Raw genomic sequence first — 23,632 nt, forward strand, 5'->3', positions numbered from 1 at the left:
TGATTTGTTTAAATTGGTTTTCCAATACAAATGTATAGGACTTTACAGGGTTTTTATTTTAGTTATTGTTAAGTTTCTCCTTCCTACAATCGATTTTCTTAACATTAAATTCGCACTGGCCTAAAATTTTATTCTAAATATAAGAACTAAAAAAAGTAATTCCGAAAAATTAACGCATATCCACATCAAAAATACAGAATTTATTCTTTTCACATTCTTGCCTTGCATACACTTACTTTTGTTACAAATAAAATCTAATTTGTGCAAAACACTTTCTCAGATTGCTAATTTTTAAGCACAAATAGTTTTTGCCACTAATTATTTTTTTATGACTATCCGCAATGACACCAGTAATCACAGGGAAATTAAATAGGTGCTCACAGAAAACATGGAAACCTCAGAAGAGCCTTATTTCATTCTAGGTGTTCTGTGCGTTCCGTGAGAAATAAATCCTGCTGGCAAGAAAGAGTATAATCAAATATTTTTTTCAAGTTTTTGGTCAAAATTGCCTAATTTTCTGACGATCATAAAAAAATCAAGTTTTCACCCAACACCATCTCCACCAAAATCACGTTTATGATGTTAGCTCTTGCATTCTTTCCTTTTCTGGAATATTATGTATATCCGCAATGACACCAGTAATCACAGAAATAGTAAATAGGTTCTCACAGAAAACATGGAAATTTCAGAAAAGCCTTCTTTCATTCTGGGTGTTCTGTGAGAAATAAAACTACCAAAAAACCATGAAGCAAAAAGGAATAGCATGGCTATACCTCTATTTATTCGCAGGTGTAAGCGACATGATAATGATCGTAGAAGGTCATCAGGATTATCGTTTCTTTACCAAGCCACTGATCATGCTGGCACTGGCGGTCTATTTTCTCACCACCACTGCGGTGATCAAAAACAGTTTGCTGAGAAAGTGTGTAGGAGCGGCATTACTGTTTTCGTTGGCAGGAGACGTACTTTTACTATTTCCTTCCCTGTTTCTGTACGGTCTCGGGGCTTTTCTGATTGCCTTGATCGGCTATACCATTGCCTTTAAGCTCACCCAAAACCATCAGATCAATCTCCGCAATATCAATTTCCTGAAAACATTTTTCTATAACCTGCCCATTTACATTTTTGCTGCCTTGCTGTATTTTCTGGTCAATGATCACTTGGGACAAATGAAAGTACCTGTGGTGCTGTATATCCTGGCCATGGTCTTGATGGTATCCATCGCCAGAGAGCGTTTCAAGCGCACCAATATGCTCAGCTTTATTCAGGTATTTGTAGGGGCATCGCTCTTTATGGTTTCTGATAGCATTCTTGCTTTGGATCTTTTCTTTAGCCCCATCGCCAGTGCTGATATCCTGATCATGGGAACGTACATTTTGGCCCAATTGCTCATCGTGATGGGCATCAGAAGCCATTTGGTGCACAGCCCTACGGCAAAGCAGTAAAGTTGGTCCACGATCTACAGTCGACCGTGGAATGTGGGCTTTGCCCTAAAAAAACAACGCCGCAGAATCGCCAAGAAAATCAACTCGGCGGCTCCGCGGCCCTGCGTGAAACTTATCTAATAAAATGAATCTTACTTCTTCAATGCCAGTTGAATGCTCAATTCCTTCAGTTGCTCATCAGCAATGGCACTTGGAGAGTCGATCATCACATCCCTTCCTGAATTGTTTTTAGGGAAGGCGATATAATCCCTGATCGAATCACTTCCTCCGAAGATGGCACATAACCTGTCAAATCCAAAAGCAATGCCTCCATGCGGTGGAGCACCGTACTCAAATGCCTCCATCAAGAAGCCAAACTGAGCCTGTGCCTCTTCATCGGTAAAACCCAGGTGCTTGAACATGGTCTTTTGGGTATCACGATCATGGATCCTGATGGATCCACCGCCGATTTCCACCCCATTGATCACGAGATCATAAGCATTGGCACGTACGGCTCCCGGGTCTTCTTCCAACAATGGAATATCTTCTTGCTTAGGAGAAGTAAAAGGGTGGTGCATCGCATGAAAACGAGCAGACTCCTCATCCCACTCCAGCAGCGGGAAGTCCAATACCCAAAGTGGCTTGAACACGTTCTTGTCCCTTAGTCCAAGATCACTTCCCATTTTCAGCCTCAGCTCAGAAAGCTGCTTCCTAGTGGCACTTTGATCACCTGACAGGACAAGGATCAAATCACCTGGCTGGGCATTCATCTTGTCCGCCCAAGCCTTGAGGTCTTCTTGGCTGTAGAACTTATCCACGGAAGATTTGAAGCTTCCATCCTCATTGCATTTTACATATACCAGGCCTTTGGCTCCGATTTGCGGTCTTTTCACCCACTCGGTCAGCGCATCCACTTGCTTTCTGGTATAGCTGGCCGCTCCAGGCGCAGCGATGCCCACTACCAATTCCGCCTCATCAAATATCTTAAAACCTTTATTTTGGGCTACATCATTAAGCTCCACGAACTTCATGTCAAAACGCAGATCAGGCTTGTCATTGCCGTAATATTTCATGGCATCGGCAAAGGTCATCCTTTCCACCTCACCAAGCTCTACCTTTTTTACGGTCGAAAAGAGGTGCTTCACTAGTCCTTCGAAGGTCGTCAGGATATCTTCCTGCTCCACAAAGGACATTTCACAGTCTATCTGCGTAAATTCCGGCTGACGATCGGCCCTAAGGTCCTCATCACGGAAGCATTTTACAATCTGGAAATACCGGTCAAAACCACTCACCATCAACAGCTGCTTGAATGTCTGCGGTGACTGTGGCAATGCATAAAATTCACCTTCATTGATCCTGCTGGGGACCAAAAAGTCCCTGGCACCTTCTGGAGTAGACTTGATCAGTACGGGGGTCTCCACTTCCATAAAGTCCAGTCCGTCCATAAATTTTCGCGTTTCCTGCATCATGCGGTGCCTCAGCTGAAGTTTTTCCCGCACGACCCTTCTTCTCAAGTCCAAGTAGCGGTACTTCATCCGAAGGTCCTCACCACCATCCGTTTCATCTTCGATGACAAACGGCGGTACCTTGGCGGCATTCAGCACGTCGAGTGAAGTCGTCTTCACCTCAATATCTCCTGTCGGGATCTTATTGTTTTTGGAAGTCCTTTCGATCACCTCACCTTCGGCTTGGATAACGAATTCTCTGCCCAGAGAGGCGGCTTTCTCAAGAAGTGCCTGTTCACTGGATCCTTCTTCAAAAATCAGTTGGGTAACACCGTACCTGTCCCGTAGATCCACCCAGACCAAGCCCCCTTTGTTTCGTACCCGTTGTACCCAGCCGGAAAGGGTGACTTTCTCGCCCACATTTCCTATGCGCAATTCCCCGCAAGTATGTGTTCTTAGCATATTTTTAATTTTTTATTCGATATCAGACGCCAAAGATAATAATTCGATTCACAGTTTACTATTATGACAAAAAGTATCCTAGCTTTTTTCAGCCTATTTGTAATTCAAACCTATAAATATCGTCTTCTAAGACACAATTCGATCGTACTTTTATCGTTACTATCTTAATATTTATTAAAAAGACACAATATACGGCAAAAAACAACCAAACCTCTTGCTATTTGACCAAAATTTAAATTTATTACAAGATCATTTTAATTACCAAAAATCAACATTAGGGAATGAAGAAATCATTGATCGCAGCAGCCGGAATCGTGCTGCTGACGGCAGCGGGTTATGGCTTGTACGAGACCAAGCTAAAACCTCAACGTGAAGTTGTAGATGCAGAAGTAACCGCAATAGCAACTGAAGTGAAGGAAGCGGTTAAGGAAGAGAATTTACTTTATGGAATTAATGTAAATGACCTGGATGTAGTAGAGGGAAAAGTAGCTAGAAACCAAACCCTTTCCACTATTTTAGCTCCATTTGATGTTCCTTACCAGATCATCGATCAAATTGCCAAGAAATCCAAGGACATCTTTGACGTCCGAAAAATCGCTTTTGACAAAAAATACACCGTACTGACCTCCAAGGACAGTACTTCAACCGCTGAGTTTTTTATTTACGAACCCAATGCAGCAGAATTTGTTGTTTACAAACTTGATGGCAACGATATATATAAAGAAGCGAAGCCGGTAGAGCTTCGTAAACGAGAAGTGGCCGGCACCATTTCTTCGTCATTATATGTCAATATGACCGAGCAGGGCATCACTCCTGACCTTATCGATGAATTTGCAGACCTTTACGGTTGGAGCGTGGATTTTCAGCGTCTTCAAAAAGGCGATAAATACAAGGTGGTCTACAACGAAAAAGTTGTGGATGGCCAAGTGGTAGGTATTGAACCTATTCAGGTAGCTTATTTTGAGCATATGGGCGAACCGTATCATGCCATTCCGTTTGAGCAAAACGGTCAAATCTCCTTCTTTGACTTGGAAGGCAATAGTTTCAAAAAGGCTTTTTTGAGGGATCCAGTAAAATTTACACGGATAAGCTCCCGATATAGCCCAAGAAGATATCATCCCGTACAAAAACGCTACAAAGCCCACTTAGGGACCGATTATGCAGCTCCCAGAGGCACTGAAATACGGGCTGTCGGAGACGGAACCATCATCGCCGCCAGCTATACCGGCGGAAATGGCAACTATGTCAAAGTAAAGCACAATGGCACTTACACCACCCAATACCTTCACATGTCCAAAATCGCATCAGGCATACGCAACGGTGTACGGGTTAAGCAAGGTCAGGTCATTGGGTATGTCGGAAGTACTGGACTGGCTACGGGCCCTCACCTGTGCTTCAGGTTTTGGAAACATGGCAAGCAAGTGGACTGGCTAAATGAAGATATCCCACCATCCGACCCGATCTTAGAAGATAACAAAATGGCTTTCGAAAGAGTCAAAGCTGAAAAGATGGACCAACTGGCAGCCATTCCTTATCAGGAAAACCCCGAAGATAAGCTGATCACACAAGCTACTGAATAAAATATGCTTCCTAAAAAAGCTTAAGGAGGCTGTCCATTGTGAATGGGCGGCCTCTTTTTATTTTATGGATATTGAATCCCAATATCCTGTTGAGCTAAAATTAAAAGGATCAAGCGGAAAAGCAGCCTAACACTGCCGTAGGTACTGGACACGGGCAAAGAAAGTAAATATCGATTGCCTAATCAGCCGAAATAGGCTTTCAAAAAAAACAATTATTCATATCTACTATGACACCAGTATTCACAGAAATAGTAAATAAGTTCTCATAGAAAACATGGAAATCTCAGAAAAGCCTTGTTTCATTCAGGGAGTTCTGTGCGTTCCGTGAGAAATAAAATTTACCAGCAAGAAAGCGTATAATCAAAAAATTAATTGATCAAATATGATGCACCTACGGCATGATGCACTTTGCACACATAAAAGAGGAAAATCAGGACAAAAAAGATAATCACCACAAGTCTCCTCGATCTGCAGGATCACCGTACTACCAGCAACGGCAACGCTCGGCTACAATATTTTCATTTGACCGCCATTCTCCCAGCACCTCATTAACTATTCATAACGGATTATAAAAAGTGACAATTCATTAGTGGGCAATCTATGCCATAGAATCGCAGGAATTTTCTATCATTGTATTTAAAATCTTTATATTTGCCACATGGATAAAAAAGTTTTATTAATGATTTTGGATGGTTGGGGCTTAGCTACCAACCCTGAAGTTTCTGCGATTGACAAGGCAAACACGCCATTTATCGACAGTCTTTTTGAAAAATATCCACACTCCAAATTAGATGCATCTGGCTTGGCGGTGGGTTTACCAGATGGTCAGATGGGCAACTCAGAAGTAGGGCACATGAATATCGGTGCCGGGAGGGTTGTCTACCAAGATTTGGTAAAAATCAACAAAGCTGTCGAAGAGGGGGATCTCAAAGACAATCCAATTTTAAAGAAAGCTTTTGCCACAGCAAAAGAACACCAGAAAAAGGTACACTTTATTGGCTTAGTATCCGATGGCGGCGTACATGCCCACATCAAACACCTTAAGGGACTCTGTGATGCAGCCAAAGCCAATGGTGTAGAGGAGCCGTTTATCCATGCCTTTACAGATGGACGAGACACTGACCCCAAAAGCGGCCTCGGATTTCTGGAAGACCTCCAAGACCACTGCAACCAATCCGTAGGCAAGGTCGCCTCCGTAATTGGACGCTATTATGCCATGGACCGTGACAAGCGTTGGGAAAGGGTGAAATTGGCCTATGACGCCATGGTATTGGGAGAAGGAGAAAAGTCCAAGAATATTCTGGCATCCATCAAAAAATCCTATTCGAATGGTGTAACAGATGAATTCATCCGTCCAATAGTACAGGTAGACGAAAATGGAAAAGCCATAGCTGCCATCGAGGAAGGGGACGTCGTGATCTGTTTCAATTTCCGCACGGACAGGGGACGTGAGATCACGCAGGTGCTGACCCAGCAGGATTTTGAGGATTACAAAATGAACAAGCTGGACTTGCACTATGTGACTTTCACCAACTATGACGAAACCTTCAAAGGTGTTTCTGTGATTTTTGAAAAGGACAATCTCCAAAACACGCTTGGTGAGGTGCTTGCCGCCAATGGCAAAAAACAGATCAGGATCGCCGAAACCGAAAAATACCCGCACGTAACGTTCTTCTTCAGCGGCGGACGTGAGTCGGAATTTGAGGGAGAATCCCGCATTCTCTGCAGCTCTCCAAAGGTAGCTACTTATGACCTTCAGCCGGAAATGAGCGCTTACGAAATCTCCAAGAAGATCAATGTAGAGCTGGACAAAAAGGAACCGGATTTTGTTTGTCTAAATTTTGCCAATGCCGATATGGTCGGTCATACTGGCGTTTTTGAAGCAGCTGTCAAAGCCTGTGAAGCAGTGGATGAATGTGCTAATACTGTCATCTCCACCGCATTGAAAAATGATTACTCGATCATTGTCATCGCCGATCACGGCAATAGCGACAAAATGCTCAACGAAGATGGCTCTCCAAATACAGCCCATACCACGAACTTAGTTCCATGTATTATGGTTGACAAGAAAGACCAGCTGGAAGTAAATGACGGTAAGTTGGGTGACCTTGCGCCTACCATTCTCAAAATGATGGGCGTAGACATCCCAGCTGAAATGACTGGTGATGTATTGCTAAAATAAACGATCTTTTGAAAAACCTATTTTCATTAATGTTGCTTCTAGGGCTGCTTTTTTCCTGCGATAATGGAGAAAAGCAGCCCTTGGCAAATCCGACCCAGATAGATAAGTATTTTCCGCTAAAGGATTTTGTGATCAACCAGCTCGATAAACTGAACAATCATCAAGTCCAAAAAGTCACCGTGATCAATGGTGAAGAAGAAACTACCGAAGTCACCCTTACTAAAGAACAATGGCGGAAAGAGCTCGATGCTTTCATCCAAGCGGACATTAACAAAGCAGCTAATTCGACCGCCTATGAAGAGCAGAAAAATGGCAAAGAGAAAGTCTACCGCCTAAAACCTGAAGCCAAAGGAAACATCAAAGAGATAAAAGTCACTTACCTGTCACCGGACAGTAATAAGGTGATGGAGGTGACCTTTGTGGCCAAATCAGAGAACTTCTTTTATGAATCCAGCACAACGGGCACACTTCATTTCAACGAATCCACTGGGCTTATTTCCACTTATTCGGTAGCCGGCACACAAAAAGTATGGTTCCTATCTCCTAATGAGATCCGGGTTCAAGGGAAGGTGACGGAGTAGGATAAAACGAAGTAACCCAAAAAGGCTACAGCTGTGAGGACAGTTGTTCCGACGGCAATCCTGCGGAACCACTAGCCATGAGTTATTAACCCGAATTATGTATTAACCTCAGTTCGATTATGAAACCGTTTCCGTACAGTGGTCGGAACATGCACTGCGAGGCTTAGAGGGAGGTTTGAGTGGGTGGAAGCCGTGGCAGCTCGCCGCGGCGAGTTGCCACACCCTTTTCCAACCCACATCCTTCTAAAAAGGGTTCGCAATGACGCTTTTAATACTAAAATTAAGTCGAGCTCAGGTTATTAGTCTATCTATTGCGACCTGATCCGCCGCGGCAGACAAAATCATCCGCTTTGCTTTACTTATCCCAGTTCAGTACCTGCGGCACTGTAGGGGTGCTTTATCCACCTACTATTACCAAGCTAATGCTCCTAGCGGAGCATCCCCCTTGACGCTCACTATTCTGGATTTGATCAGAAAATCGATGGCTTTGTGTGGCGAATGCAGGGACAGCGGAGTGAAAAATGCCATACCGGATCTTTTGTAATGGACGGTGCGTAGGAAAGGAGAAGGGGCGAAAGCCGCGGCAGTTATCCGCGGCTTTCGCCCCTCAAATCTCCCTCTGAGTCCTGTTTGACTCCAGACAAGATCGCAGTGCATATTCCGACCACTGTATGGAGACAGTTTTTTCTATTTCATGATAGAACCCAGGTCATTACTATCAGTTGTTCTTCGTGGTATCCGTTTTGGATTTTGACCTGCCAAACAATCCTTTCAAAGCATCCTTCACTTCATCTGCTGCTTTGTTTTGCGCTTCTTCCACCTTCTTGTCCAATTCTTGTTTGGCACTGTCTTGAGCGGCCTCAGCTTTGACTTTCATCTCTTGTTTGGCACTGTCCTCATGCGCTTTGAACTGCTCTTGGACTTGCTCTTGGAGCTTTGCACCTTCTGACGAAGCGCGGGATTTCAATGCATTGGTAAGCATCGTCTCCATGCTCTCTCCACCTGCCAAACTCACTTTTGGCGAAGAATACGTTCCTCCCAAATTAATGGCAATAGGAATTTTGGTGTCGCCGGTAGCCTCTGTACCAGCAATACTTGCCAACAGATTATTGGCCTGGCTCCCCAGCTTTCCGGCCGGCACTTGCATATTGATCAGGTAATTCACACTACCATCAAAACCGGTGCTGCCCTGTATATTCGCTTCGTAGTCCCAGAGTTTCACATCAAATGGCTGCACCTCCAGCATTCCATCCTTTATTTCTGCTTTGAGGTTGATGTCTTTAAGATTAATGGTACTGCCATCTTTGAGTTTGGTAAGCGAGGTAATTCCGCTCACAATCTTACTATTTTCTAAAGCTGCCTCTGCCACCTTGATCAGGCCACTGCCATCCAGCGAGGACAGCACAGGCATCATGTCCTGCCCCAAGTTTCCTGACAAGGAAAAGTTAGTCGTAAAATCCCCATTTAGGTTTTGGGCAATAGGAGCAAAAGCCTTCACCGTATTGAAACTTTTAAAGGCCTGCTGAATGCTCATCGCGCTGATAGCAAAGTCCATATTGAACTTAGGATCCTTAATATCCTGGGTGTTATATGCACCATTTAGGGTAAGTTGACCACCTAGGGTCTTCATTCCGGCATCCTTGAAAGTCAGGATGCCATTTTTTAAGGTCATTGTTCCTTTGGCATCACTGAATACCAAATCATCGTAAAGCACTTCATCTGCCTGAACACTCATCGCAAAGTCAATATTCCTGGGCAATTCGATAAGCTGAAGTTCCGTAGTATCTTCCGTTGTGGTTTCGCTTTCGGTCATCCATTCATTGATATTGAACTTGGTGGAGCTGATATTAAGCTTGCCTGAAAGCACCTCATTTTCTTCAAACACATAGGCAATATAGTTGGCCAAGCTTCCATTTGCTTTCACGGGGCTTTCCCCAAGCCTTGCGTCAAAATTAGTTAAGTTGATCGCTTGCGGACTAAAGTCACCTTTGGCTTCATGTATGCGTACGCCTTGGGGAAGGTCTTTATCGGTGTAGTAAAAATCCGTAAGGGTTACCTGTCCCCTGGTGTCCAAGCGATTATAGCGCTCCGCCTCTACATCGGCATAGCTCCCCTTTGTGTCTATATCAGCCCTTACCTTTCCGTCCATGATCACTTCTTCCATCGGGAAGATCTTGCTGATCTTACCTAAGTCCACCGACCCGTGAATAGAACCATCCCAGTTAAGCTTATCCAAGTCCCGAATGGCCATGTTGCCATTTACTTCTTCTCCTTCCAGCTGAAAGCCAAACTTGGACATGTCCACCAAGAAGTCATTCATTTGGCCGCTATTGTTAACGATAACGGTATGTACGTTGAGTTCTTCGATGGGCGCAGGGTACTCCTCACTTTTCACGTAGCCATTGGTAAGGGTCATCTTGGCATCGATCGCCGGGATGATTTTTGCGACACTGTCGTAGCGGCCTTTTGCGGCGGCATCCACATCCAATATCCCTCTCAGCTCCATCCCTTCTATCGGAAAGATAGACGTGAGCTCTTCCAGATCCAGCTTTCCTTTCAATGCCCCGTCGATATCATAGGTCACCAAATTCTCTAACAATAGCCTTCCCGAAACAGGATTAGAACCAAAGTTAAGGTTAAATGCAGGGATATTGACTTGCGTATTGTCCAAGTTATTGGTCTCATTTTTTACGGACATGTCCACATTGATATTGCTGACAGGTTTTGGCAGATCGGGATATTGGAACATCCCATCCGTTACCTTCAGACCTATATCAAAAGCAGGAAACTGAGTCTCACTATAAGTGCCTTTAAAATAACCGCCAAAATCCATTGTTCCTGATGTATTGATACCATCAAATGACTCGGTATATATTCCCGGGACCAAGGACAATACGCTCTTAAACGTATTCTCTTTTCCTTCAAAAGTCAGGTCAAAGTCGATATCTTCCGAAGGCATCGCCAGAAAGCCGTCCACTCCAAACATGAAGTCATTGACACCAAACATCCCTTCACCAAACGTAAATTTCATTTGGTTCATATCCACTTGAATTTCCGTATCAGCAGTAAAAACCTTGTTTGTCAAGTAATTCACTTCTTCAAAATCCATTCGAGCGATAGTGGTTTGGATCTGGCCATTGAGGCCGTATACTTCAGTGGTAAAATCTCCGTTACCTTCCAAGTCAAAATCCTCCAATGCCAAAAGGAATTGCATCTGCCGATCGTCATAGACAAAATTGACATCCTCTATTTCCATCAGGTCAATGCCCAGCTTGAAGTTAGATGGCTCTTCAGGGGCTGTAGGCTCACCGGAATCCTTGGCAATATCGTAGTTGGCCGTACCATCTTCCAGTACTTTCACATAGATACTCCCCCTTTCAGGTGCAATCCTGTCAGCTCTGGATAGTCTCCAAAAATCACCGACATAAGATTAAAGTCGATTTGGAAGTTATTAATATGCGCCAAGGTATCACCTTCAAAGGGAGCATTACCGTGCACACCAAATTCATTTACGGTCGCAGAAATATTGGGAAACCGCTTCAGTACGCTCAACCCAATTTGATCCACATCATAATAAACCTGGGCATCTACAGCATTGGCAATTTCCTGGTCTATTCTTGCCACGATCTTATCCTTAAAGATAAACGGTATGGCGATGAGTGCCACCAGCAAAAAAGCAACAACGGAAAATATGATAATCAGGGTCTTTTTCATAGTATGTCAAAATTAGTGATACATAACACTTGCCTTGAACTAAAAATCATCTAACTGGCAAGATCATACACAAAGTTATCAAAATTGATGCCTCAATAAAAAAAGGGGACATGTGAATGTCCCCAAATTTCATAATTATTAGTTTTTTTATCCTTATTAAACGGACATCAGCTTAAAATGATAGTCTACGTTCTCATTTTTGAAGTGACAAATTTGATTTCGCAAATGGTAAAAAGCTTCCAAAAGCGGGGCATTATTCAACCCTCCTGCATCAATAGCCTTAAAACCAATAAGTTCTATTAGCTTTTTCACCCTGTATTTATCAAAATCATTATCTCCACAGAAATAAGTCTCTTTGACAAGTTCCAGCGGATCTGATTTTGGATAGTCAAGCCCTAAATTATTAAACCCTTTTAATACCCTCTTATAATCTGCCTTTTCTTGAATATAGCGGGTGTTGCAACCAAAATTCGGATTGTATTTTCCGTTGGTACAATCCAGCACAAGTTTATCTTCTGTCTCTAACCGCGAAAGGCACTGGCATACCAATGGAAGAAATTCATTCTCACAACAAACCATAATGACATCAGCTTTTTCCATCGCTTCGCAATAGCCAAAAACCTTGTCCTTTTGCATTTTTAGAATCTTCCATTCTATTTGCCTGGCTTCAAACTCTTCTCTTACTCCAAATACTACATCCAAGCCTCTGGAAATATATTTATTTCCTAAAGTCACTGACAATTTTGTTCCTCCAATAATTCCTAACGTCATGCTTACGTGGTCTTCAATAATCCTGTATCCTATTAACGAAAAAGGTGTGGGTTTCTTTCCTAGGTGATTGGAAAGATTTTGGGTGATTTATGCAACTAGTAATAGCCACTTGCAGAATCAATTGAAAACTATAAAAAAAAATGTAGCAGACCAAACATTTTACTGTATAATTATCTGTAAATAAGTCTGATACATTTTCAATCAGGCAAAAAACCAAAAACTAGCTTCAAAAGATAGTTTTAAGTTGCCTTCACCAGTATTTTCTCACCATCTCCAGCAATTCTCCGTGGGTTTTTTCGTTGCTCCCCACCAATTCTCTACCAAAGATATAATTATCTCCACCTTTAAAATCACTCACCTTTCCACCGGCCTCCTGTAGTATGATCACCCCTCCGGCCACATCGTAGGAGTTGAGGTTATATTCAAAGTATCCATCCATTCGGCCTGCCGCCACATAGCAAAGGTCCACTGCAGCACTGCCCATTCTTCTGATACCGTGCGAATGCTGAATGATATCTTTCAGTAATGCCAAGTATTTATCTACCTCATCAAAGGCACTATAAGGGAAGCCTGTCGCTATCAAGCTGCCTGCCATGTCTTTTGTAGGGCTTACATTTATAGCCGTGTCGTTACAGAAAGCGCCTCCTCCTTTCGTGGCGTAAAAGCACTCATTATTGTTCACCTCATATACTACACCTAAAATGATCTCTTCTTCTTTCATAAGTGCTATACTCACCGAAAACACGGGTACCCCATGAACAAAGTTGGTGGTACCATCCAAGGGATCTACTATCCAGTTGTATAGTTCGCCCTCTTTATTGATAGTGCCTTCCTCTGTGATAAAACCAGCTTCAGGCAGTATGGCCTGTAGCCCGCTCACTACTATTTTTTCGGCTTCCTTGTCCACATAAGACACCAAATCATTGAAGCCCTTATGTTCTACTTTTTTAAGATCAAAACGCTGTCTTTCTTTTCTGATAAAAGCGCCTGCCTCTTTGGCAATGGCAATGGTGTTGTCTAAAAGTTCGTTTAATTCCATGGGTTAATTTTTTCCTGCTACAGTGATGACTATTTCTCCTTTTATGGTATTCTCTTGATAATATGTTATTAACTCTTCCAAACTGCCCCGTATATTCTCCTCGTACATTTTGGTAAGCTCACGTGAGACGCAGGCGAGCCTATCTCCCCCGAAGGTTTCCTTAAACTGAAGAAGGGTCTTCAAAAGACGGTGAGGGGACTCATAAAAGATCATGGTACGGGCTTCTTCCATCAAATTCTCAAGGCGCGTCTTTCGACCTTTTTTATGGGGCAGGAAGCCTTCAAATACAAATCGGTCATTAGGCAAGGCAGAATTGACCAGAGCGGGCACAAAGGCCGTGGCTCCGGGGAGGCAATTTACCTCAAGCCCTGCTTCCCTAGCGGCCCTGACAAGTAAAAAACCAGGATCGGATATGGCAGGTGTCCCAGCATCACTGACAAGCGCAAACTGTTCACCAGCTTCCATTCTTCCTACCAGTCTCTCCACGGTTTTGTGTTCGTTGAAAATATGGTAGCTCTGTAGGGGGCGCTGGATCTCAAGGTGCTTCAACAGCTTCCCAGTGGTACGGGTATCTTCCGCCAAGATCACATCTACCTGTTTTAATACTTCAATAGCCCTTAGGGTAATGTCCTTGAGATTGCCGATCGGTGTAGGTACCAAAAACAAGTGGGGCTTCTTATCCTCTGTCATTAGATCAGTTCATCGATGGCTGAAGCCAGTTTTTTGTCTTTTTCAGTGACTGCATTCCCCTCATCATGTGTGGTAAGCGCTATACTCACTTTATTGTACACATTGCTCCAGTTAGGGTGATGGCCTTGGGATTCTGCTAGGAAGGCCACTCTCGTCATAAAAGCAAAGGCCTCTTGAAAATCCGAAAATTCAAATTCTCTTACTAATTGGTTGTTTTTTTCTTCCCACATAACATCTTTATTCTTATAGCGAAATAATTCCTTCGATCTTGGAAGCACGGTCGTACACCGCCATGATCGCCTCACTGTCCCTCATCATGGCCTTGATAGTGGCGCTCACGTACGTTCCCTTTGCTGACTCCTTAAAGACCACCTCGTGCTTCGGCAACAACTCCTTCACTTGGTCTTCTTTGCCTTTGGGCACTATAAACTTAAACATATATAATGCCGGAAAGGTGGTCTGCTCATCTAGCTTTTCTTTAAAAGCCGCCTTGTTAAACTCTTTCTTCATCATATGGTGAATTTACCTTTTTAACACGATAGATAAAAAATAAAATCCATAAACAAGAAAATCCCACCCTCAATAGAGAATGGGATTTATATTTATTTTGACTTCTTCTTAGAAGAACTTGTATCTATAATCTTTCACCTCGGCCAATTCCTCAGCGGCCATCATGATCATGTAGGCAGTTCGTTGCTGTCCGTTGGCCTGTAGTTGGTTTTGGTACATCGTATAGTCAGCGACTTCTCCTGCTGGAGTTTTGCTGTTCAATTTGGCTACGATGACGCCGATATCTTCTTTGATAGGCGCTGTGATTTGTCCGTTTTCCAAGCCAAACACAGCTCCTATGGCTTTTGGCGCAAAACCTACTCCTGGAATAGTATTCTCACTAAGCTTCAAACTAGGAGCTGTTCCGATAGAAGCTTCATTAGAGAACACCGCTTTCATATCTTCCAAGGTACTTTTTCCTGAAAGCTTCTCTTTTATTATTTGAAATTTCTTTTCTCTTAGAACTTCATCCCTTACTACTCCCCTAACTTGATCCAAGGTCACATCTCCTTCTTCAGTTTTACCTTTCAGAGTGGCTACGACATAGGCGTTTTCAAGCTCAAACACAGAAGACACACCGCCTACAGAGGCATCATTAAAAGCCCATCTAACCACCTCTCGCGCACCAGTAAGGTTATTGACAGTTCTTGCATTGGCAGCAAGGCCATCGGCCTCCATGACACGATAACCATCAGCTTCTGCATTGGATTTGAATTCTTCGGCATTACCTGTGCCTGACGCAAACATGTCTGCGTTCCTGAAGACTTCATTACGTGTGGCATCACTTGGGATAAGCTCACGCTCCAGAATGGCCAACTTGACGGTCTCGGTTTTAGGCAACTCGGTCACATTGATAATATGGTAGCCATATTCGGTCTCTACCAAGTCACCCAAAAGACCGGTTTCATCTCTGTCAAATACTGCTTCGGCAAATGGCTCTACAAAATCCTCTTTTGCAAACCAGCCAAGGTCACCGCCTCTTTGGGCAGTTCCATCCTGACCATACTGCTGCGCTGCTGCGAAGAAGTTTCCACCTTCTTCCAATTCCGCCAAAACTTGCTCGGCCTGTGCTTTAGCTCCGGCTTTAGCAGCATCATCCATCCCTTGGGTACTGAATAGAATATGACTTGCCCTCATACGTGGAGTACCTTCAGATTTGCCAGAAAGCTTATAAGTCACATACGTACTTCTGCTCGTAATGAACGGGCCATAAACCTCGCCTACTTGCGGATCATCTACGTTAGAAGAAAAATCCGCCGGCAAGCTCTCTCCGGGGAGAAAGGTTCTGTAGGGATTACTGATTTCTGAGTTTCTCAACACAAAAACAGAATCGTTGTCAGTGGCTCGAAGCTCTTCTGTCAATTGGCTGATCTCATCGATCACAGCGGCAGAATCTGCTCCACTAGGATGGAGGTCAAAGGATACATAAGATATATCTCTCGTATTCTGTGCTTCGAACTCCTCTCTGTGTTCAGAAAGGTAACTTTCCAGATCAGCATCTGTAATGGTCACTTCCGAATCGGATACAGCATAATAAGGGACAAACAAATGCCCAATATCAGCAATGGTATTTTGCGTCTTGTACTGTTCTTCACCCTGAGCCTTGGTGGCATAAGAGGAAGAAGCCAGCAGATTGTCATATTTGATCCTCAACCGGGAATCAGCAAAAGTCTGTTCTTGTTGGGCCCAAAACGCTCGCTGCTGGGGCGAAGCGGATTCGAGTGATTGCAGGAAAGAAATCAGTTGCTGTCTATCAAACTGCCCTGTTTCGGGATTGGTAAGTTGTTGACGAAGCTCGCCTACGATGTTCTTGCCCTGTACCATATCAACCAACTCCGCATCGGAAATGGTCATTCCCAGTTCTTCGTATTGCTCAGAAAACACACGCTTCACCACCATGGCTTGCCAAGCTTGCTCACGAATGCTGTACATCTCATTTTCTGTTGGGTTTCTCCCTGAGTTCTGCACATAGTTTTGCTTGAAGCGCTCCACTTGGCCAATATACTCTTCATAGGAAATCTCTTCCCCATTGATCTCTCCCACAACGGTATCTCTACCACCCAAGAGCATTGAATTGGGGCCTAATAAATCTCCCCCTACAAGGAAAAGTATCAACCCTACCGCAATCACACCGATCGCCAGACCTGTTCTCTGTCTAATTTCTTTTATTAAAGCCATTCTTCTAGTTTTTGAAGTGTCGCAAAATAATTACATCTGGAGGTAAATTCAAAATATTATCGCCTCCAATAATTACTTCTTAACTTCTCTTAGGTATTTATTTTAAGTTTCACTGTATCAATTCGGTGTTCCTGCTTGGAAACCACCGTAAATGTAAATGGTCCGTACACCGCAGACTCTCCTTTTTTCGGAATATTTTCTGTCACCGAAAGGATAAAACCCGACAATGTATCATAATCCCCTTCTGGCAAATTCCAGTCGTATTTTTCATTGAGGTAATCGATCTCATGACGGGCACTTAACAGAAATTCATCATCGGACAACTCTTGCTCTATCAGGTCGTCGCTGTCATATTCGTCTTCGATTTCACCAAAGATCTCCTCTATAATGTCCTCCATGCTCACAATGCCACTGGTCCCTCCAAACTCATCCACTACTAGCGCCAAGCTCTTCCGTTCCGAAATAAACTGAACCAACAGCTCATGTACCAAAGCCGTTTCTGGCACAATAATGATCTGTGTTAGGATATCATTGATGTTCTTGGGCTTCTTGAAGAGCGCTAAGTGATGGCAGTAACCGATCACATCATCGATATTTTCCTTATAGACGATGATCTTGGAGTGTCCGCTCTCCATAAAGGTGGCCTTGAGCTCCTCAATGCTGTCTTCTACATCCACGGCCACAATATCGGTCCTGGGCACCATACAATCCCTGGCCTTTACTTTTTTAAACTCTACGGCATTATCAAAAATCTTGGTATCAATGTCCGTCCCTTCCTCGCCCTCTGTCTCCAAGTTATTCTGGATAAAGCTGTTGAGGTCTGTGATTTTGAACACTGGCCGGTCCTCACTGTAATCGAGCCCCAAGATCCTAGTGATAAAAAAACGCGACATCCCTACCACAAGCCACACAATGGGGTACAAAGCATAGTAGATAATGACAAATGGAACAGCAAAGAAGCTCAATAAATTGTTCGGATTGAGCATAAAGATACTCTTTGGAATAAACTCAGCAGTAATCAGCACAATCAATGTGGACAATACCGTCTGGATGATCATTACGGTGGCCTGATTGTTTAAACCACTAAGCCCATCTGGCAAAAACTGCAAATAATGGCCAATCGTGGGTTCAAGCAAATAGGCCATAAAAATACCATATACGACTAATGAAACCGTATTTCCCAATAAAGTAGTCCCTATGAATTGTCCGGGATTCTTCATGAATCCTGCCAATAGCTTACCCGTGAAATCTCCCTGCTTGTTCTGCAGCTCTATATGCAGCTTATTGGCCGACACAAAAGCAATTTCCAAACCAGAAAACAGGGCCGAAAACATTAGCGTAATCAAGACATAGACCAAATACTGATATTCCATTATCTTCGTTTTTTCTTATTGTCACCCTGCCGTTCTGTATCATCAGCTTGTTCGGCCCATTTGGTTTTTAGGTATTTATACCAAAACAACAACGTCACGGCAAACATGAACACAGGATATGAAGTGGTGATGCCCTGAGTCATGGTAAGATGTGTGCCTATAATTACTAATGCCGCTGACAGTGACAGCAACACAATTCCTTTCAGTTTCATAGTTTTAATTCTCCTCTCCCTGTAATGGCAGCCTAGTGTCCTTCACACTATAGAAAGTATATTTACTAAACGACTGATCTGATTCTAATCCAGTACCTTTAAGCAAAGTACCATCGGCCTTTTCAATGGTAAAAAACTTTTCCGTAAAAATAGTCTCCTTTCGCTCATTCCAAAACAGCTCTTCGGTATTGAGTTTTTCCCCTTTTTCTATATTGTGGACACGGACATCCCCTACTCCTCGATACAGCTTGGTTTTATTGTCATAATATGCTTTATCTGCCCGAATAGTAGAAGTCAGTTTCCCTTCTTTATCAAAAAAATGAATCTGGATTCCATCCGGGAACTCCATGTCCTGGTCATTAAAGACCAACTGCTTTCCTGCATTGAGTTTTATCCGCACGACAGCAGAATCACTCCTGAACACCTCCATATCAGTGGTGATCCTCATTGGTCCATTATAATCTTCCAGTTGGCTAAGATCCACGCTTTCCCGACAGGAAAATCCTGCCCAAGCCATCACAAACACAACGAAAAGATTCCTAATCATGCAACAAATTTATTAATTAAATCGAGTTATTCCTTATCCCTAAACGGGTAATAAAAAAGGCGGTTGTAAAAACCGCCTTTTCGCATTTGGCTATTGCCTATAATTTAGTGTGCTTTTTCTTAATCTCTGGTTCTTAAGGTCACTGACTGACCTACCCAACATCCAGTGTTGATGGACTGTCCTTCTTGATAACCTTCTGTAAACAGTTCCTCTTTAGATGGGAATCTTGCTTTTGCATTGGCCATTCCTGAATTGTTTCCTGCTTTGGCAAATGCTTCATAAGCTGCGATAAATACAGAATAATCTTTCACACGGCTCTGACCGCCTCTACAATCATTTGAAGAACCCATGTACAGACTACCGATGAAGTTCCATACATCAGCCGTCTTCTCGCTATCAAATTCGAGAACCTTTAAAGCTGATTGACGGGCAGTAGACTTTTTACCTTGCTGCGCTTGGGCTTTGGCAAGGTCGTAATACACCTCTGCACGCTGCGAGTCGTTATCAGCAAGATCCAGCGCCTTTGTAAACATTTCCTCTGCAGTGCTATAATCTTTACTTTGCATGGCTCGCATACCCCTTACTTGGGAAGTAGAGAATGTCGGACTATCGTTATCAACAATTTCCAATGCTTTGGTAAATGCTTCTGAAGAAGTACACTTGTATTGTACAGAGTATTGGAATACTCGCTTTGCCAAGGCAATATCGTCAGGATTAGCTTCCATTTGCGGAGCAAGTTTGTTTTGGATAAAATCACAATCGATAATTTCCATGTTTACAAGGATCTTGTCCAAAGTTGATTTTTGTCCTGAGACATCAGCGCCTTCCGCTTCTGCCTTATCCAATCTGGCATAGAGACCGTCATAGATCTCCAACACTTCTTGGTCGGTATACGCTTGGTTATAAGCATAATTTCTATACACCAAGTCGAAGTACGCAGGTACCAATCCGGCCGTGTTGATTTCGCCGTTCAGCTCAATATCCTTGGCAAAATAATCAGCAGCTATCCCTACTTTTTCTTTGTCACCTCTATAGTAGTTATAGGCATAATATGCTTGGTTTTCGATCCAGTTGGCTGTGTTATCGTACTTCTCGCCCCTTAGTTCATATACCGTCATTACGGAATCCTGATATACTTCCTTTTGGGCTTCATCAGATGTTTCTTTTGATGCGCCATCGTATACGGTAACCCCATTGATATAAATGGCTTCGTTCAGATCAGGAGCGTTGACCAATAGCCAGTGGAGCGGCTTGGTCGCCTGAATGAACTGATCAGCTTTCATGTAATCGTTGTAGGCAGCGTTATACTCCCTAGCTTTTGCTTCCATTTGGGGGTCAGATGGCCAGTTCCAACCTTCTTGGGCCTGTGCCATACCCACCAATACAAAAGACAATAACCCTAATAATGCAAATTTACCTTTCATACTCGTTTTGTTTATTCAAATACTTTTTTGTAGAACCAACTGTTGTCGTTGATGGAAAAGCCCAAAGAGAATTTTACATAATCCTCTTGTACCAGTCCACCTTCTGTTGTACCTCTCTGTCCTAGCTTTACTGCAAAATTTAACAGAGATAAGCTGTTCATCGGAACAGAAGCTCCAAAATTGATGCCAATATCATTGACTTTATTGTCACCTATAAGATAAGGTGTCTGCTCAAATTCAATCCCTGCACGAAATGTACTCCGCATAAAAACACTCTCGATAGAGTAAATATCCGGAATAAATTGCCCCCCTAAAGCTATTCTAAAGGATTTTCCAAGATCATCATTTCTTCCTAAAAAGGACTCATACTGTGTAAAATCCTGATGCTGAGCTTCAAGCCCAATCACAAATTTATTAATTTTTTCGAAAGATGCGCCATAACCTAACTTATTAGGTAAATAAATATTTCCTTTTTCATTATCGAAGATTACCTGGCCTTCCGAATCCAAGTTACTAGCATCGTCAAGATCTGTGACATTTGCATAAGCTTTTCCATTAAGCTCACCAAAAACCTGATAAATGGCACCAAAATTTAACCTACTGCGGTCCCCAGTGCGTAAAGCATAGTGGGCTCCACCTTTCAATCCAAAATCGTGAATGGTCATCCGATCGTAATATTGTGTTTGCGCTCCAGCAAGTACACCATCATCATCCAATAAGGTGATCTGCTGACGCTTGATCGTCGAACCAAACAAATAAGATCCTTGTATTCCTAAATTAAAATTTTTGAACAGCTCAAAACCCGTATTTACATAAACCTCACTGATGCCTCCACGACCTCTCATTCGGCTGATGGAAGACAAATCGGAATTGACCACTGGTGATTCTACTAAGTGCTCATAATCTACCGTACTGACTTGGTCTAGCCCTAGACCGATGGTCCACTTGCGGGGCTTTACGGGGAAAGACAATGTCACATAACTAAGACCTCCACCATCTAAGGTAGACTCACTGTCTTGAGTACTCGCATTATAGCGCTTGTAGTTAAAGGCCGCCTGAAAGTTAAATACATTGTTCTTTACTGACATGGCGGGGTTTACCTGATTGACAGACCAAGCGTCACCATAGCTGATGCCCAGCCCTCCCATCGCTTGGTTTTGGGTAAGGCCTGAGTTGTTCATGTCACCCGCCCCTATGGAGCTGTATGTGGAAGAACCAACCTGTCCTTTTACCTGATTAGATATAAAAATGGCACAAAATACGCCAAGTAGTTGCAGTCTAGTTTGTATTGACATTGTAATTTAATATTCTATTCAATCCATGCAGGACCAAATTGGGGATTACAAATATGTAGTCTTTTGTTAAGCTTTCAAAGAATTTCGCATCGCCACCGCAAATAAACACCTTTAAATCTTCGTATTGCCTGCGGTATTCGCTTATAGCTCCTTCCAGCTCAAAGCGGATTCCATGATAAACACCGCTTTCCATTCCTTCTTGGGTGCTTTTGCCCGTGAGAATCGGGAATGAGCGTTCCGGATCATGGATCACTAAGGGAAGACGCGCCGTTTGCGCATGCATGGCCTGAAATCTCATTTGGACGCCTGGAGAGATCGCACCACCCCAATAGCAGGGCTGACCGTCTATAAAATCGTACGTGATGCAAGTACCCAAGTCTATGCTCAGGACGGAACAGCCTTCAGCCATGGTGTGCGCACCAATTGCCGCAGCTATCCTGTCCAGCCCCAGCGTGTGCGGGGTCTCATAGCCATTGGCTACAGGCATGGGGGTGCTTCGGTCCAGAAATAGAAATGAAAATGGAAGCATCACCTCAAGTTCTTTTTTCGCCCATCTCACTGAGCTCACCAGCACTTGGTCGATTCCCCATCCCTCTATGCTGACCAACAGCTCGTCCAAATACTCTTCCACGACATCCTCCACAAGCTTCTCGCCGTCAAACAGCGCTGCCTTGATTCGCGTATTACCGATATCGATGACCAAATTTTTCAATCTGTACGCTTTGAAAGTCTCGCTACATTTTCACATTAAATGGGTGCTATTTTCAAAATTAACAGTATCCCAAATTTCGGCCCTAAAATACGGAATTTAAAAAGGAGGTTTGAAATACGCCCATTAAAATTATCTTTAACCTTTCGTTTTTAACAAACTTTAACCCTTATGAAATCTTCTGACACTTATAAGGCAATCGGATTGATGTCTGGCACATCTGGTGATGGACTGGATATTGCCCATTGCACTTTTCGGCGGACCGCTACCTGGAGCTTTGTTATAGACAAGGCATCCACGGTGCCATTTCCCGTTGATCTGGGCAGACGGTTAGGTGGCTCACACCTGCTGTCCGGCGAGGAGCTTGCTTTGCTGGACGTAGATTTTGGCTCGTGGATGGGGAAATGCGTAAGGCAATTCTGCCAAGAAAACAAACTGACACCAGATTTGGTAGCCTCCCATGGCCACACCGTTTTTCACCAGCCCCATAAGGGAATGACCTTACAGATAGGTTCGGGCTGGACGTTGTCACAAGAAAGCAACTGTACCGTCATCAATGATTTCAGAAGTTTGGATGTTTCCTTGGGAGGACAAGGAGCCCCTTTAGCCCCCGTCGGCGACCATTTCCTATTTCCCGCGTATGATTTTTGCCTTAACCTCGGAGGGATCTCCAACGTCTCCATGATGCATAATGGTAAAAGGGCGGCATTTGACGTATCTCCTTTTAACCTGCTACTGAATGAGCTTGCCCGCAAAAAAGGTTTACCTTATGACCGAGGGGGTAAAATGGCTTCTGCTGGCACAGTCAATACCACTTTTTTGAACCAACTTAATTCGGTCGGCTTTTACCAAAAAGAAGGGGCCAAGTCACTAGGGAGAGAAGAAATGGAAAGTGTATTCCTTCCATTGTTGAACCAGCAGGAGGACACTATCGAAAACTTACTGGCCACCTTAATAACACACTATACTGAGCAAATCTCCAAAGTCATCCACCACCATCCCACCATCCAGACCAACAAGCTTTTGGTGACTGGAGGAGGGGCTTATAATGATTACTTCATCAAGCAACTACAGCAACGTCTGGGCACTATGACAGAAGTAGTGGTACCGGCTCCCTCCATTGTCGAATTTAAGGAAGCTGTGATCTTTGCCTTTCTTGGGGTCCTAAAAATGAACAATGAAATCAACACATTCGGGTCGGTGACAGGCGCTAATCGGGACAGCAGCGGGGGAGTACTCTATAAACCGCAAGGCCCCGCCTTTTAGGTTGCCCTCTGACTTGCTAGTCAACACCAATGCTATACCCAATCTGTCGTGTTTTTTTTTCGCTTATACTATATTTTCAATACTTTTTGACTAAATTATAGGCATTAATTTGCAGAAATTTACCATTTGGTATCCCATACTATAAGCCTAATATAAAACCATGAAAAGAAGTATTTTTCACCAAATCGCCC

Annotated in this window: 20 protein-coding genes; 5 read left to right on the forward strand and 15 right to left on the reverse strand. The window is 43.4% G+C overall.

Going from position 1 to position 23,632, the window contains the following annotated elements; translation table 11 throughout:
* The first annotated feature begins 743 nt into the window (after positions 1 to 743).
* Entirely contained in the window at positions 744 to 1,445 is a 702-nt protein-coding gene (locus DN752_RS10415; RefSeq protein ID WP_112783885.1) for a lysoplasmalogenase, read from the forward strand.
* Between the two features lie 131 nt (positions 1,446 to 1,576).
* On the opposite strand, the gene aspS is transcribed toward DN752_RS10415, so the two are convergent.
* Entirely contained in the window at positions 1,577 to 3,331 is a 1,755-nt protein-coding gene (gene aspS, locus DN752_RS10420) for an aspartate--tRNA ligase (protein ID WP_112783886.1), read from the reverse strand.
* 281 nt (positions 3,332 to 3,612) lie between these two features.
* Between aspS and DN752_RS10425 the strand changes: the two genes are divergently transcribed.
* From DN752_RS10425 to DN752_RS10435, 3 genes are all read left to right on the forward strand, one after another.
* Positions 3,613 to 4,911: a M23 family metallopeptidase gene (locus DN752_RS10425; RefSeq protein WP_112783887.1), complete on the forward strand. Its 1,299-nt coding sequence runs from the start codon at positions 3,613 to 3,615 to the stop codon at positions 4,909 to 4,911.
* Between the two features lie 658 nt (positions 4,912 to 5,569).
* On the forward strand, positions 5,570 to 7,093 hold the full coding sequence (gene gpmI, locus DN752_RS10430) for a 2,3-bisphosphoglycerate-independent phosphoglycerate mutase (RefSeq protein ID WP_112783888.1): 1,524 nt from the start codon (positions 5,570 to 5,572) through the stop codon (positions 7,091 to 7,093).
* An 8-nt stretch (positions 7,094 to 7,101) separates the two neighbouring features.
* Positions 7,102 to 7,674: a hypothetical protein gene (locus tag DN752_RS10435; protein WP_245949502.1), complete on the forward strand. Its 573-nt coding sequence runs from the start codon at positions 7,102 to 7,104 to the stop codon at positions 7,672 to 7,674.
* A 718-nt stretch (positions 7,675 to 8,392) separates the two neighbouring features.
* Here the strand turns inward: DN752_RS10435 and DN752_RS10440 are convergent.
* The 14 genes from DN752_RS10440 to DN752_RS10500 form a co-directional block, all read right to left on the reverse strand.
* Complete coding sequence (locus DN752_RS10440) at positions 8,393 to 11,035, reverse strand: AsmA-like C-terminal region-containing protein (RefSeq protein WP_317048528.1); 2,643 nt, start codon at positions 11,033 to 11,035, stop codon at positions 8,393 to 8,395.
* Positions 11,032 to 11,388, reverse strand: a complete 357-nt coding sequence (locus DN752_RS25245) for an AsmA family protein (RefSeq protein ID WP_317048529.1) — start codon at positions 11,386 to 11,388, stop codon at positions 11,032 to 11,034. Before DN752_RS25245 ends, DN752_RS10440 begins: the two co-directional genes overlap by 4 nt.
* 156 nt (positions 11,389 to 11,544) lie before the next feature.
* The gene (locus DN752_RS10445; RefSeq protein ID WP_112783890.1) at positions 11,545 to 12,159 is read right to left on the reverse strand and encodes an NADPH-dependent F420 reductase; all 615 of its coding nucleotides are present in this window, start codon (positions 12,157 to 12,159) and stop codon (positions 11,545 to 11,547) included.
* A 250-nt stretch (positions 12,160 to 12,409) separates the two neighbouring features.
* Positions 12,410 to 13,198, reverse strand: a complete 789-nt coding sequence (locus DN752_RS10450; RefSeq protein ID WP_112783891.1) for an inositol monophosphatase family protein — start codon at positions 13,196 to 13,198, stop codon at positions 12,410 to 12,412.
* A 3-nt stretch (positions 13,199 to 13,201) separates the two neighbouring features.
* On the reverse strand, positions 13,202 to 13,888 hold the full coding sequence (gene rsmI, locus DN752_RS10455; RefSeq protein ID WP_112783892.1) for a 16S rRNA (cytidine(1402)-2'-O)-methyltransferase: 687 nt from the start codon (positions 13,886 to 13,888) through the stop codon (positions 13,202 to 13,204).
* Positions 13,888 to 14,118 carry a 4a-hydroxytetrahydrobiopterin dehydratase gene (locus tag DN752_RS10460; protein WP_112783893.1) on the reverse strand — a complete coding sequence of 77 codons (231 nt, stop codon included), beginning with the start codon at positions 14,116 to 14,118 and terminating at the stop codon, positions 13,888 to 13,890. The genes rsmI and DN752_RS10460 overlap by 1 nt, the downstream gene beginning before the upstream one ends.
* A gap of 13 nt (positions 14,119 to 14,131) precedes the next feature.
* A complete protein-coding gene (locus DN752_RS10465) occupies positions 14,132 to 14,401 on the reverse strand; it encodes a DUF493 family protein (RefSeq protein ID WP_112783894.1) in 270 nt (89 codons plus the stop codon).
* A gap of 105 nt (positions 14,402 to 14,506) precedes the next feature.
* On the reverse strand, positions 14,507 to 16,615 hold the full coding sequence (locus DN752_RS10470) for a SurA N-terminal domain-containing protein (protein ID WP_112783895.1): 2,109 nt from the start codon (positions 16,613 to 16,615) through the stop codon (positions 14,507 to 14,509).
* Positions 16,616 to 16,704: 89 nt separating this feature from the next.
* Positions 16,705 to 17,988: a hemolysin family protein gene (locus DN752_RS10475; protein ID WP_112783896.1), complete on the reverse strand. Its 1,284-nt coding sequence runs from the start codon at positions 17,986 to 17,988 to the stop codon at positions 16,705 to 16,707.
* Positions 17,988 to 18,200 carry a hypothetical protein gene (locus DN752_RS10480; protein ID WP_112783897.1) on the reverse strand — a complete coding sequence of 71 codons (213 nt, stop codon included), beginning with the start codon at positions 18,198 to 18,200 and terminating at the stop codon, positions 17,988 to 17,990. Before DN752_RS10480 ends, DN752_RS10475 begins: the two co-directional genes overlap by 1 nt.
* Positions 18,201 to 18,204: 4 nt before the next feature.
* Complete coding sequence (gene lptC / locus DN752_RS10485) at positions 18,205 to 18,747, reverse strand: LPS export ABC transporter periplasmic protein LptC (protein ID WP_112783898.1); 543 nt, start codon at positions 18,745 to 18,747, stop codon at positions 18,205 to 18,207.
* Between the two features lie 119 nt (positions 18,748 to 18,866).
* On the reverse strand, positions 18,867 to 20,171 hold the full coding sequence (locus DN752_RS10490; protein ID WP_112783899.1) for a tetratricopeptide repeat protein: 1,305 nt from the start codon (positions 20,169 to 20,171) through the stop codon (positions 18,867 to 18,869).
* Positions 20,172 to 20,182: 11 nt separating this feature from the next.
* A complete protein-coding gene (locus DN752_RS10495; protein ID WP_112783900.1) occupies positions 20,183 to 21,466 on the reverse strand; it encodes a hypothetical protein in 1,284 nt (427 codons plus the stop codon).
* A complete protein-coding gene (locus DN752_RS10500; RefSeq protein ID WP_112783901.1) occupies positions 21,450 to 22,178 on the reverse strand; it encodes a type III pantothenate kinase in 729 nt (242 codons plus the stop codon). The genes DN752_RS10495 and DN752_RS10500 overlap by 17 nt, the downstream gene beginning before the upstream one ends.
* Before the next feature lie 168 nt (positions 22,179 to 22,346).
* On the opposite strand from DN752_RS10500, the gene DN752_RS10505 reads away from it, so the two are divergent.
* Positions 22,347 to 23,441 carry an anhydro-N-acetylmuramic acid kinase gene (locus DN752_RS10505; RefSeq protein WP_112783902.1) on the forward strand — a complete coding sequence of 365 codons (1,095 nt, stop codon included), beginning with the start codon at positions 22,347 to 22,349 and terminating at the stop codon, positions 23,439 to 23,441.
* The last annotated feature ends 191 nt before the right edge of the window (positions 23,442 to 23,632 follow it).

It is taken from the genome of Echinicola strongylocentroti (assembly GCF_003260975.1).
GTDB classification, from domain to species: Bacteria; Bacteroidota; Bacteroidia; order Cytophagales; family Cyclobacteriaceae; genus Echinicola; species Echinicola strongylocentroti.

Coding starts and splice junctions, on each gene's coding strand:
- rsmI (WP_112783892.1), bottom strand. CDS start 13,888: ATGACAGAGGATAAGAAGCCCCACTTGTTTTTGGTACCTACACCGATC.
- DN752_RS25245 (WP_317048529.1), bottom strand. CDS start 11,388: ATGAAAAAGACCCTGATTATCATATTTTCCGTTGTTGCTTTTTTGCTG.
- DN752_RS10460 (WP_112783893.1), bottom strand. CDS start 14,118: ATGTGGGAAGAAAAAAACAACCAATTAGTAAGAGAATTTGAATTTTCG.
- DN752_RS10495 (WP_112783900.1), bottom strand. CDS start 21,466: ATGTCAATACAAACTAGACTGCAACTACTTGGCGTATTTTGTGCCATT.
- gpmI (WP_112783888.1), top strand. CDS start 5,570: ATGGATAAAAAAGTTTTATTAATGATTTTGGATGGTTGGGGCTTAGCT.
- DN752_RS10450 (WP_112783891.1), bottom strand. CDS start 13,198: ATGGAATTAAACGAACTTTTAGACAACACCATTGCCATTGCCAAAGAG.
- DN752_RS10445 (WP_112783890.1), bottom strand. CDS start 12,159: ATGACGTTAGGAATTATTGGAGGAACAAAATTGTCAGTGACTTTAGGA.
- DN752_RS10475 (WP_112783896.1), bottom strand. CDS start 17,988: ATGGAATATCAGTATTTGGTCTATGTCTTGATTACGCTAATGTTTTCG.
- DN752_RS10470 (WP_112783895.1), bottom strand. CDS start 16,615: ATGGCTTTAATAAAAGAAATTAGACAGAGAACAGGTCTGGCGATCGGT.
- DN752_RS10425 (WP_112783887.1), top strand. CDS start 3,613: ATGAAGAAATCATTGATCGCAGCAGCCGGAATCGTGCTGCTGACGGCA.
- DN752_RS10490 (WP_112783899.1), bottom strand. CDS start 20,171: ATGAAAGGTAAATTTGCATTATTAGGGTTATTGTCTTTTGTATTGGTG.
- DN752_RS10480 (WP_112783897.1), bottom strand. CDS start 18,200: ATGAAACTGAAAGGAATTGTGTTGCTGTCACTGTCAGCGGCATTAGTA.
- DN752_RS10465 (WP_112783894.1), bottom strand. CDS start 14,401: ATGATGAAGAAAGAGTTTAACAAGGCGGCTTTTAAAGAAAAGCTAGAT.
- lptC (WP_112783898.1), bottom strand. CDS start 18,747: ATGATTAGGAATCTTTTCGTTGTGTTTGTGATGGCTTGGGCAGGATTT.
- DN752_RS10505 (WP_112783902.1), top strand. CDS start 22,347: ATGAAATCTTCTGACACTTATAAGGCAATCGGATTGATGTCTGGCACA.
- DN752_RS10415 (WP_112783885.1), top strand. CDS start 744: ATGAAGCAAAAAGGAATAGCATGGCTATACCTCTATTTATTCGCAGGT.
- aspS (WP_112783886.1), bottom strand. CDS start 3,331: ATGCTAAGAACACATACTTGCGGGGAATTGCGCATAGGAAATGTGGGC.